General features: G+C 36.5%; 8 protein-coding genes. 6 read left to right on the top strand and 2 right to left on the bottom strand.

Annotated features, from left to right (window positions below):
- Positions 1-27: 27 nt before the first annotated feature.
- Positions 28-1,299: an aminotransferase class I/II-fold pyridoxal phosphate-dependent enzyme gene (locus FW780_RS04075; RefSeq protein WP_174774452.1), complete on the bottom strand. Its 1,272-nt coding sequence runs from the start codon at positions 1,297-1,299 to the stop codon at positions 28-30.
- An 84-nt stretch (positions 1,300-1,383) separates the two neighbouring features.
- Complete coding sequence (locus FW780_RS04070) at positions 1,384-2,421, bottom strand: PLP-dependent cysteine synthase family protein (protein WP_149832326.1); 1,038 nt, start codon at positions 2,419-2,421, stop codon at positions 1,384-1,386.
- Positions 2,422-2,643: 222 nt separating this feature from the next.
- Between FW780_RS04070 and FW780_RS04065 the strand changes: the two genes are divergently transcribed.
- The 6 genes from FW780_RS04065 to FW780_RS04040 all read left to right on the top strand — a co-directional run bounded on the left by FW780_RS04065 (position 2,644) and on the right by FW780_RS04040 (position 12,273).
- Entirely contained in the window at positions 2,644-6,129 is a 3,486-nt protein-coding gene (locus tag FW780_RS04065; protein WP_149832325.1) for a glycosyltransferase family 117 protein, read from the top strand.
- A gap of 86 nt (positions 6,130-6,215) precedes the next feature.
- Positions 6,216-7,709 carry a hypothetical protein gene (locus FW780_RS04060; RefSeq protein WP_149832324.1) on the top strand — a complete coding sequence of 498 codons (1,494 nt, stop codon included), beginning with the start codon at positions 6,216-6,218 and terminating at the stop codon, positions 7,707-7,709.
- 106 nt (positions 7,710-7,815) lie between these two features.
- Positions 7,816-8,340, top strand: a complete 525-nt coding sequence (locus FW780_RS04055; protein WP_149832323.1) for a DUF1697 domain-containing protein — start codon at positions 7,816-7,818, stop codon at positions 8,338-8,340.
- A gap of 310 nt (positions 8,341-8,650) precedes the next feature.
- On the top strand, positions 8,651-9,460 hold the full coding sequence (gene kdsA / locus FW780_RS04050; protein WP_047385197.1) for a 3-deoxy-8-phosphooctulonate synthase: 810 nt from the start codon (positions 8,651-8,653) through the stop codon (positions 9,458-9,460).
- Between the two features lie 43 nt (positions 9,461-9,503).
- Entirely contained in the window at positions 9,504-11,741 is a 2,238-nt protein-coding gene (locus tag FW780_RS04045; RefSeq protein ID WP_149832322.1) for a TonB-dependent receptor plug domain-containing protein, read from the top strand.
- 151 nt (positions 11,742-11,892) lie between these two features.
- The gene (locus FW780_RS04040) at positions 11,893-12,273 is read left to right on the top strand and encodes an HYC_CC_PP family protein (RefSeq protein ID WP_241676842.1); all 381 of its coding nucleotides are present in this window, start codon (positions 11,893-11,895) and stop codon (positions 12,271-12,273) included.
- Positions 12,274-12,286: the final 13 nt, after the last annotated feature.

Raw genomic sequence — 12,286 nt, 5'->3', positions numbered from 1 at the left:
TCAATCAGTGGTTTTTTTATTTTTAAATTAAATTGGTTTAAAACTTAATCCTTGTTCCTGCAGTAATTTTTGTTCCTGCTCTTTATAGTAACCACTTACTAATTTATCATGAATGGCTTCAAATGCAGCCAGAGTTTCATTAATCTCTGCATCTGTATGGGAAGCGGTAGGAATTAATCTTAAAAGAATCATACCCTTTGGAATGACCGGATATACCACCACTGAGGTGAAGATACCATAATTTTCTCTTAAATCTTTTACCAATAGAGTTGCTTCTACCGGAGTTCCCTGCATCATTACCGGAGTTACACAAGTGTTGGTATCTCCAATATTGAATCCTCTTTCTTTAAGTCCGTTTTGTAGTTTGTAAACATTCTCCCAAAGTTTAGCTTTGATCTCAGGTTTTGATCTCAACAGCTCCAATCTTTTCAATCCTCCGATTACCATTGGCATCGTAAGAGATTTTGCGAAGATTTGTGATCTCAGGTTGAATTTCAGATATCTGATGATTTCTTTGTCACCCGCAAGGAATGCTCCGAAACCAGCCATTGATTTAGCAAATGTAGAGAAGTATACATCAATCTGATCATTACAGTCCTGTTCTTCACCTACACCGGCACCTGTTTTACCAAGTGTCCCGAAACCATGGGCATCATCTACCAATAGTCTGAACTGGTATTTAGATTTAAGATCGCAGATCTCTTTGATTTTTCCCTGCTGTCCTCTCATCCCGAAAACCCCTTCTGTAATCACAAGAATACCTCCTCCTGTTTCTTCAGCTACCTTGGTTGCTCTCTGAAGATTTTTCTCAAGACTTGCCATATCATTGTGCTTGTAGGTAAATCTTTTACCGGAATGAAGTCTTACTCCATCCACGATGCAGGCATGAGAATCCATATCATAAACAATAACATCATTTCTGCTTACCAAAGCATCAATGGTAGAAACCATTCCCTGGTAACCGAAATTCAATAGATATGCTGATTCTTTTTGTACGAAGTCTGCCAATTCTCTTTCCAGCTGAAGGTGCTGATCTGTTTCTCCGGACATCGCTCTTGCTCCCATTGGATAGAACATTCCATATTCTGCAGCCGCTTTTGCATCCGCTTCTATTACTTCAGGATGATTACACAATCCTAAATAGTCATTGGCACTCCAGAAAATTACTTCTCTCCCCTGAAACTGCATTCTAGGGCCGATAGGTCCCTCTAATCTTGGGAAAATAAAATAGCCTTCACCATAATCTGCAAATTGTCCAAGTGGTCCTGGATTTTCTTTTATTCTTTCAAAAATATCCAACATTGTATCGTAATTTTTAAGTAATAAAGCCTTTTTTGTCTGTATACGCAAAAGGCTTTATTTGTATCGTGATTTTATTCGTTCTTATTTGATAAACTCCGTTTTGAAAACTTCGTCATAATTGTGAACACAGTTGTTAACAAATCCCTGTTCGGCCATCCATTGATCACTGTATACTTTAGTGATGTATCTTGAACCGTGGTCAGGATATATTAAAACAACAATGTCATTTTCTGTAAGCTCGTGAGACTGTGCATACTGCATCAGACCCTGTGTTACAGCTCCGGTAGTATAACCTCCCATAATGGCTTCTTTCAAAGCAATTTCGCGGGTCCTGTACGCGGACATTTCATCATTTACCCTTACAAATTCATCCACCTTGTCGAAAAGCAGGGCAGCAGGGATCAGGTTTTTACCCATTCCTTCAATTTGATAAGGATGTACATCTTCTTTGTGAATTTCTCCTGTCTCGTGATAGCTTTTTAGTATAGAGCCATCTGCATCTACTCCGATAATTTTAATATCGGGGTTTTTCTCTTTCAAAAACTTTGCTGATCCGGATAGCGTACCTCCGGTTCCGGTGCAGGCAAAAAGGTGAGTGATCTTACCTTCCGTCTGTTCCCAGATCTCGGGACCTGTGGTCTGATAGTGCGCATCAATATTCAGCTCGTTAAAATATTGATTGATGTAAATAGAATTAGGAGTTTCCTGGGCGATTCTTTTAGCAACTTCATAGTATGATCTCGGATCATCTGCCGGTACATTGGCTGGGCATATATACACCGTAGCACCCAATGCTTTCAGGTAAGCAATTTTCTCTGGTTTTGTTTTATCACTTACTGCAAGAATACACTTATATCCCTTAATGATACATACCATCGCAATAGAAAACCCAGTATTGCCGGATGTAGTTTCTACAACTACAGAATCTTCTTTTAAAAGGCCTTTTTTCTCTGCGTTCTCTATAATGTGAAGTGCGATTCGGTCTTTGGTGGAATGTCCAGGATTATATGATTCTAACTTGGCATAAACGGTTGCTGGAATATCTTTTGTAACAGTATTTAGCTTCACCATAGGAGTATGTCCTATTAGGCCAAGGATATTATCGTAAACATTACTCATTATTTGTTATTTTCAATAAAAATCTGACTGCAAAAATACAAAAAAATAAATAATTACTAAACTTTTGTTTGATTTCTAGGGCTTAGTTTTATAAAACTTATTTTCTTATTTGCAGTTTTGATACGTCAATATTCGCAAATACTACGCCAAAATTTTTAAATTTTGTTAAAACCCGCATAAAATAAGATAAAAGCCTTATTTTCGCATAATTGATTTAATACTATGAAAAATTGGACTTTTAGGCAATGGAACACCGTTTTAGGATGGGTGATTTTCGTCATTGCGTTTTTCACGTACTTGTCCACCATAGAACCCAATTTCAGTTTTTGGGATTGTGGCGAGTACATTTCTTCTGCAGTAAAACTTGAAGTAACGCACGCTCCCGGAGCTGCTTTATTCCAGATAGTGGGTGCCGTGGCAGCCATTTTTGCATTAGGGAAAGGCGAAAATTATTCTATCGTGATCAACGCGATGTCTGCATTGTTCAGTGCGCTGACTATTTTATTTTTGTTCTGGACGATCACACACTTTGTGAGAAGACTTTTAAACAAAGATTTTGAAGAAATTACAAAACATCAGGAGATCTCTATTTTATTTGCAGGAGCAGTAGGAGCGCTTTGCTTTACGTTCTCAGATACATTTTGGTTCTCTGCAGTAGAGGGAGAGGTTTACTCTATGGCTTCTATGTTTATCGCGCTTTTGGTCTGGTTAATCACCAAATGGGAAAATGAGTACAAAGCGGGAGACAGTGAAAGATGGATTATTCTTATTTTCTTCGTTTTAGGACTTTCTGTAGGAGTGCATATGATGGGTATGCTGGCAATTCCTGCGGTATGTCTGGTATATTATGCAAGAAATTATAAGTTTACCTGGAAAAACTTTATCTGGGCGAACCTTATTACACTGGGAATTTTGATTATTGTTTTCAAAATTATCTTCCCTTTGATTATGACGATGTTCGGAAGACTTGAGATTTTCTTTGTAAATGGTCTTGGACTTCCTTTCCACTCCGGAACAATTGCCGCTTTTGTTTTAATGGTAGCGATCTGCTATTTCTTAATCAAGTATGCAAGAAAAGCAAAGAAAAATATCTACCAGACTGCAGCATTATCTGTAGTGTTTATGATGATCGGATTCTCTTGCTGGATGGTTATTCCTATCAGAGCCAATGCCAATCCGCCAATGAACCTTAATGATCCGGATACAGCAATTGGTATGTTGGATTATTATAACAGAGAGCAGTATGGTGACTGGCCAACAATCTACGGACAGAATTATACAGCATTCCTTGATGCAAACGGAATTGAAAAGAATGAAGACGGAAGCTTTAAAACACAAAAAACCGGCGAAATCTATGAAAAAGATGAAAAAACCGGAACATATAGAAAGACAGGAGACCGTTTCAATTATGTATTCAATAAGTCTCAGGTAAGCTTAATGCCGAGAATGTTTAATGAGGATAAGGATGTAATGGCGAACTATATTTCAATGTATGGCGCTCCTGATTTTACATTCAATTATGGAAATGAAGATGTGGCAGATAACCCTCAGGCTAAGCAGATTTTTGACGAGCTGAGAGCAAAATATGAAGATAAGTCGATCACAGCTGCAGATTATCTGAAAGTAAAGCCTTATAATCTTATCAATGTTCAGAAGCCTTCATTCATGCAGAATATGGAGTATTTCATTTCTTTCCAGAACGGATACTACTTTGTAAGATATCTGATGTGGAACTATGTAGGAAGACAGAATGATCTTGAAGGAAACATGGAAAGCACAAAAGGAAACTGGATTTCCGGAATTCCTTTTATAGATAATGTAACTGTAGGAAATCAGGATAAAATGCCTGCCAAATTCAAGAATGAAAGTACGGTAAAATTCTTCTTCCTTCCTTTAATTTTAGGTCTGATTGGATTCTTTTTCCAGTTAAACAGAGACTTCGGAAGATTCTATGCACTGTTATCTTTATTTATTTTAACAAGTGTGGGGATTATTTTCTATACAGGGGTAAAACCTTTTGAGCCGAGAGAAAGAGATTATGCAATGGTAGGTTCATTCTACGCATTTGCGATATGGATTGGTATGGGAGCGGGAGCCATTCTATGGTTTTTGCAGTCTAAGATAAAATCAAACGGAGCTAATATTGCTTTAGGAGTGGTTTTATTAGGGGTTCCTTTCATGATGGGCTTCCAGAACTACAATGTTCATGACAGAAGCAACAGATATACAGCTTACGATTACGCATATTCAGTGTTAAAATCATTACCGAAAAACGACATTCTTTTCGTTTACGGAGATAACGATACTTATCCGGTTTGGGCAATTCAGGAAACAGAAAGATTCAGAGATGATGTGAAGGTAGTGAACTTTACCCTTGCTTCAACACCTTGGAATCTTGACCAGATCAAAAGAAGAACTTACAATGCTATGGGAATCCCTAGCCAGCTGACCCACGAAGATTACAGAGATGGAGTAAATGACCAGATCTATATGATGAAGAAAGAAGACTGGGAAGGTGTGTTCTCTATGTTGAAAGAACAGGGGGCTCCTGAAACAGAATTCCAGTCTTTCAGAAAGTATCTTACTCAGGATTCTTTAACATTGAAGCAGGCTATTGAATTCATTAAAGTCAAGTCTCCTGCAAAAGACGAATTGTTGAAAATGTATTTCGGAGAAGAAAAATTTGAAAAATATAACATCCTTCCTGTAAACAAGTTCATCCTTCCTGTAAATAAAGAAAATGCTTTAAAAGCAGGAATCATCAACAAAGAAGATCTACCGAATGTAGCCAATCAGATCATGATTACTTACAAAGGAAATACATTGTATAAGAATAACCTTATTTTGATGGATCTTTTGGCAAACTTCGACTGGAAGCGACCAATCAACTTCTCATCAGGAGGTATCTATGACAGTGAAAATATTTTCTATCTGAACGATTACCTTCAGTTTGACGGATTCAGTTACAGATTAATCCCTATCCAAACGCCTCCGACAGCTGATGGAGATATGGGAAGAGTAGATACGAATTCTCTTTATAATGTGGTGAAAAACTTCAGATGGGGGAACTTCAAAAACTTGAATGCTCATTTTGACGAAACGGCTACTTCCAATATCATCAGCTACAGAATGTCAGCGAGCAGAGCAGCAGCAGCACTTGCATTGAGCGGACAAAAAGCTAAAGCTTTAGAAATTCTGGATCTTGCAGCCAAAGAAATTCCTGCTGAGAAATATAATGACCCTCGTTCATTAAGCTCAATTGTATCAGGATACATCATCGCAGGTCAGGAGCAGAAAGGCCTTCAGCTTGCTGAGGTTCTTAAAAAAGGAATCTTTGAAGAATATGATTATTATTTAAGCCTTTCCAAAGCAGATCAAAGCTACCTGAGAAGACAAATGAGAACAAAACCTATGGAATATTCTCTTGTAGTAGCTGCCGTAACGGATGCTTATACAAAGATCGGACAGAAAGAAAAAGCATATGCTTATCTGGTAAAATCTATAGAGCCTATTGACAAGAAGTTCAATGTATTTGTAAAAGATCTTCAGGAAATGGGTAAAGAGAAAGCGATGAAGGAGTCTGAAAATGTACAGCAGATCACGCCATTCTATCAGTATTTATTTGATGTCATGGAGCCTTATGATTCTACTTATTCAAAAGAAAAAGAAAATCAGATTACCACTGCGATTATCAAAGCAACTAAATAAAATATTTAAAACGGAACTTCGGTTCCGTTTTTTTATTATTGGGATTCCTGAATTTTAAGGTTATATTTGTAAGGTAAAAATACATAATGGCTGAAACACAAAATAGCAAATTCCCAATCTATGCCGTAATTGTTACGGTTCTTTTTAAACTTCTTTTTTTATTCACGCATTACATACAGGAAGATGCATTTATTACCTGGAGGGTGGCCCAGAATCTTTTGGACTATGGAGTGATCGGCTTCAATGGGGATACTAAGATCTCTGCCTCTACAACACATCTGTATGTTTTTGTGTCTTATCTGTTCAATCTTGTTTTTGGCAAAGAAAACTTTATTGAACCTCTTTTAATTTTTAATTCTATACTGTTTACGATAGGAACTTTACTGCTTTCTCATTTGGTTCTTAAAAACCCGTGGCATAAAGCAATTTTCATATTTTTGATCGGTATTTTACCGCCAGCTATTAAAATATCAATTCTTGGAATGGAGTACGGAATTCTGTTTTTCCTCGAGATGGCATTGCTGTATTATGGTTTTCATAAAGGGAAAAAATGGGTACTGACACTTCTTCCCATTTTAATAATGTTTACAAGAATTGATACGGTAATATTCCTTGGAATTGTATTTCTGGTAGATATCTTCTGGAATAGAAAAATCAGATGGAACTATATTTTTGGAGGAATTTTAGGGGTTTTATCAACGGTTGCTTTCAATTGGTTTTACTTTGGGGAACTGGTGAATAATACTATTACTGCAAAAAAACTGCTTTACGAAGAAAACCTTACTTTTCAACAGCATATCGGTTACTTTTTTAAGAGCTTCGGAAACTTCTGGGGAATGCTGAAAGTGCCTGGAGATTTCAATCCTATGACAGTTGTAATTTTGATTTTTGAATTACTTTGTTTTATTTACCTGATCAGACAAAGAGAAAAGAGAAACTACTTCTTATGGATGATCTTTATTTTTGGATGGACAAAACAGTTGATTTTTATTTCTCAAAAAAGTTTGTTTGACTGGTACTACTGGGTTCCGCAACTTTTACTTTTCGTTCCCATTTTTATTTTTGTATTGGAACAGAAAGAGAAGAGAAATCTATGGCTTTCATTACTTATTATTTTTTATATTCTTCCGATGCTGGCTTTTCAGACTGTACATTCTATTGCAACAGGAAACGGAGAGTGGAACTACCGCAGAACTATTGGAACCTATTTAAATCAATATGAAAAAGACAAAAATCAATGGATCTTACTGGAGCCGGCTGGTTATGTACCGTATTTTTCAGGATTAAAAACAATTGATGAGGTTGGATTGGTAGATAAACAGATTCAGGAAGAGATTAAGAAAGATAAAGTGAACTACTGGATCAATACGGTAAAGGCAAGAAAACCAAAATATCTTCTTTCTTACCAGAATCTATATGAAGGGAACAATGCAAATTCATTGTATTATCAAACCCATTATAGGCTTTTAAAAGAATTCAGGGTGAAAGACCATCTGAAAAGTGACAATAAGATTCTGGAAAAAATTTACCATCTGAAACCTTCCGGAACAGACTATAATTTGTACATTAGGATTGATTAAAAGAGAAATCAGAAGCTAGATAAAAACTTTCAAAAACTCTAATACTCTCCAACCCTCAAACTCAAAAAACCTGCAACCTACCATCTAATCCCTAATCCCTGAAAAAATGAAATACTGTGCTTTTCTCCGTGGTGTCAACGTAAAAGGAACCAATATGAAAATGGCAGATGTCTGTCAGGTCTTTAAAGATGCCGGAATGAAAGATGTGAGTTCAATATTAGCTTCCGGAAATATTGTATTTTCTTCAGATAAAAGTGTAGATGACCTAAAGATTGTTTTGGAAAAAGCGATGTCAGAACATTTTTCTTATGAAGCATTTCTGTTTGTAAAATCTCAGGCAGAAACGGAGGTTTTCTGGAACAGTATTCCCTTTGAAAAGAATGAAAGTTTTCATATTTATAGTTTTGTCGGTATTCCGGGGGTGGAAAAAGTTTTGATGGAAGAGTTTCAAAAAGCAACTCAGGCAGAAAATGAAAAGGCGGAGATTATCAATGATATATTTTATTGGCAGGTGCCGAAAGGGAATACTTTGGATTCTACCTTTGGAAAGGTGTTGGGTAAGAAAAGCCTTAAAGATCATTTTACCAGCAGAAATGTGAATACATTTGAGAAGATTTTGAAGAAATTCTAAATAAAATATTGCGGATGCTTCGACAGGCTCAGCATGACATCGTTATAAAATAACCTTAATGTAATGCAAATTCCAATATGTTCTCTACAATGGTTGTTTATACTGATTATCATAGTTTTCACATTAATATATCAGATAGTATTAGAGTTGTCATGCTGAGCCTGTCGAAGCACCTATCAATTAATCACTGGAAATTTAAAAATCCAAAAGACTCAAAAACTATTGCCACCATAGCCTGTTAAAGCAATCAATTAATTTCCATTTCTGAAACTTTCTCAGTATTTTTACTGAACTTTTTAATTACAACAAAATGATTCAGTATTTAGATAATATTTCGCACAAAGATTCAAAGAACTTTTTCCTTATTGCCGGACCTTGTATTATTGAAGGGGAAGATATGGCATTAAGAATTGCTGAAAAAGTAATCAATATCACAGATAAATATAATATTCCCTATATTTTCAAAGGAAGTTTCAAAAAGGCAAACAGAAGCCGTGTAGATTCTTTCACTACCATTGGGGAAGAGAAATCTCTTGAAATCCTTAAAAAAGTAGGAGAGACGTTTAATATTCCTACAACAACGGATATTCATGAAAATGAGCATGCAGCGTTGGCAGCACAGTATGTAGATGTTCTGCAGATTCCTGCATTCCTTGTTCGTCAGACAGATTTATTAATCGCAGCAGCGAAAACAGGAAAATGTGTTACCCTGAAAAAAGGGCAGTTCCTTTCACCGGAAGCCATGAAATTTGCCGTTCAGAAAGTAACAGATTCTGATAACCAGAAAGTAGCCATTATTGAAAGAGGAAATTCTTTCGGATATACAGATCTTATCGTGGATTACAGAGGAATTCCTACGATGAGAGAATATGCTCCCGTTATTTTAGATGTTACACACTCTCTGCAGCAGCCTAACCAAAACTCAGGGGTTACAGGCGGAAGACCAGACCTTATTGAAACTGTTGCCAAAGCAGGGATTGCTGTAGGTGCAGACGGAATTTTCATTGAAACACACCCTACACCAGAAACCGCATTATCTGATGGGGCCAACATGTTAAGATTAGATTTATTAGAAGATTTGTTACAAAAATTGACAAGAATTAGAGAATCAATTTTGTAATTGTTAAAAAAACATTAATTTTAGAAATTCTAAAACATTTCTTTTGAAAAAACTAGTTTTACCGCTAAGCCTTATGGTCCCTTTTCTGATTTTCTCCCAACAAAGAAAAAAGGATACAGCGACCACTAAAGTAACCGATATAGAGGAAGTTGTCTTCCAGAAAAAAACAACAGGAAGAACCAATGACCTTACCAATGTGAGAATTTCAGCAAAAGAAGCAAAATCTGTAGCTTCTATCAACGGTGGAATTGAAGGATTGCTTAAAACACTTCCTTCCGTAAACTCCAATACTGAGCTGTCTTCTCAATATATGGTTCGTGGTGGAAACTATGATGAAAACCTTATCTACATTAATGATATTGAGATCTACAGACCTTTCCTGATTAGAAATTCACAACAGGAAGGGATGAGTATCATCAATCCGGATATGGTTTCTGCAGTGAACTTCTCTGCAGGAGGATTTGAAGCCAAATATGGTGATAAAATGTCTTCTGCCTTAAATATCTATTACCGTGAGCCTGAAAAATTTGAAGTTTCAGGAGAGGCCAGTTTAATTGGAGGTAGATTAACAACAGGTCTGGCTTCGAAAAATAAAAAATTTACAGCCTTATTTTCCGGAAGATACAGAAATACCAATCTTGTTCTTAATACCTTGAAGGAAGATACGGACTTTAACCCTACGTATTGGGATTTCCAGTCTTATCTGAATTATCATGTCAGTGATAAATTCTCCATGTCATTCATCGGATACTATTCCAAGAATGATTACGAGATGATTCCTAAGGCAAAAAGTGTTACTTTCGGAAGCCTTCAGCAGCCTATTACCGTGAATATTGGGTATGCGGGTAAAGAAAATGACCAGTATAAAAATATGATGGGTACATTCTCCATGAATTATAAGCCGACTGATAACTGGAAGCTTACATTGGATGCCTTTGCCTATCAGAACAGAGAAAGAGAATATTATACCATACAGTCAGCATACGAGCTGCAGACATTTGATCCGGTGACACAGCAGCCTGTGACATCTTTCGATGTTGGCGGACAGATAGAACATGCAAGAAATGATTTATTTGTAAGAACATACGGAACACAGTTCAGAGCCAAATTTTCTCCTAATGTAAACACAGATTTTGAGGTTGGATTTAAATATGAAAAAGAAAACCTGAAAGATCTTACCAATGAGTGGAAACTTGTAGATTCTGCAGGATACAGCCTTCCAAGACCGGAAATTATTGATCCGAGAACAGGAACTACTGGAGATCTTAAGCTTGCTTATTATATTGCCGGACAAAACAATATTGAGCCTACAAGACTTTCTGCGTATGCACAATATTCACAGAAGTTCTACTGGGGAGCCAGTAAGGTATTTGTAAATGCCGGAGTACGTGTTGCCAACTGGAGTTTCAATAAAGAAACGATATTCTCACCAAGAGCCCAGTTTGCTATTAAGCCTGATTGGGAAAGCGATATGTTGTTCAAAATTTCAGGGGGAATCTATTATCAGTCTCCTTTCTATAAAGAAATAAAAGATCTGGATGGTAATTTTAACTCCAATATAAAATCACAGCGCTCTATTCAGGTGATTCTTGCCAATGATTATGAGTTCCAGATGTATGACAGGCCATTTAAGCTTACTACAGAACTTTACTATAAGAAAATGGATAATCTGATTCCGTACTATATGGATAATGTAAGAATCCGTTATTCCGGACAGAATAATTCCAAAGGATATGCCTATGGTATTGATACAAGACTATTTGGAGAGTTTGTTCCAGGGGTAGATTCGTGGTTATCTGCGAGTTATGCCAGAGTATATGAAAATATTGACGGAAGAGGAGATATTCCGAGACCTACAGATCAGAGATTGAGATTTGCGATGTTCTATCAGGATTATATGCCAAGCTTCCCGTCTATGAGAGTAAACCTTACTTTGGTATATGCTATGGGATTACCAACAGGCGCTCCTGTGATGTTCAACAGTAATGGACAGCCGGATTTTGGCTCTGCTTATAATTATCAGCAGACTCTTCCTGCATATAAAAGAGTAGACTTAGGATTGACGAAGGTATTTATTGATCCGAAAGAAAAGAATAAGAGGTCTGGCTTCTGGGGTAATTTTGAAGAGCTGACATTAGGAGTTCAGGTTTTCAACGCATTTAATATTAATAATACGGTAGCCAACCAATGGATTACAGATTATAATAGCAATTATATGTATCCCGTTCCGGTACGTCTTACAGGGCGTTTCTTTAATGTGAAACTGGAATTCAAACTATAAAAATTAAAGATGAGGTTTATTTTAATCTCTCAAAGAATAAATAAAAGCTTTCGGAAAATTTCGGAAGCTTTTTATTTTACCCGAATTTTATAACAACATTACCAAATTTTATAACAACGGTCTCAGAGATATTTTTAACTTTGTCTTACCAATGAAAAAGATTCTTGCCATATTGTTTTCTATTTTCTACTTCGGATTTTCTTCCGGAGCAGCTTTTAGCATTCATTATTGCATGAAGGAATTTGTTTCTGTAAGCCAGAAAACAGACGATATCTGTGCTAAATGCGGTGTTAAAGAAAAAAAAGGATGCTGCAAAACAGAGATCAAAGTAGTAAAAGTAGATGATTCCCAGAAATCTGATTATCTTAACGTAGATTTCTTAAGTGCAGTTTCAGAAATTCCTGTGGAACATCAGTTTGCTGTTATTGATAAGTCTTTTTCAGCTACCAAATTTACTCAAATTCAGATCAATGCACCGCCTGAATACCGGCCGGTACCCATCTACATCAATCATTGTAATTTTAGAATTTAGAATCCGTCTGTCG

Source organism: Chryseobacterium sediminis (assembly GCF_008386505.1).
Taxonomy (GTDB): Bacteria; Bacteroidota; Bacteroidia; order Flavobacteriales; family Weeksellaceae; genus Chryseobacterium; species Chryseobacterium sediminis.
This window is presented reverse-complemented; position numbering and strand designations above follow the sequence as displayed.

Coding starts and splice junctions, on each gene's coding strand:
- FW780_RS04070 (WP_149832326.1), bottom strand. CDS start 2,421: ATGAGTAATGTTTACGATAATATCCTTGGCCTAATAGGACATACTCCT.
- FW780_RS04065 (WP_149832325.1), top strand. CDS start 2,644: ATGAAAAATTGGACTTTTAGGCAATGGAACACCGTTTTAGGATGGGTG.
- FW780_RS04060 (WP_149832324.1), top strand. CDS start 6,216: ATGGCTGAAACACAAAATAGCAAATTCCCAATCTATGCCGTAATTGTT.
- FW780_RS04055 (WP_149832323.1), top strand. CDS start 7,816: ATGAAATACTGTGCTTTTCTCCGTGGTGTCAACGTAAAAGGAACCAAT.
- kdsA (WP_047385197.1), top strand. CDS start 8,651: ATGATTCAGTATTTAGATAATATTTCGCACAAAGATTCAAAGAACTTT.
- FW780_RS04040 (WP_241676842.1), top strand. CDS start 11,893: ATGAAAAAGATTCTTGCCATATTGTTTTCTATTTTCTACTTCGGATTT.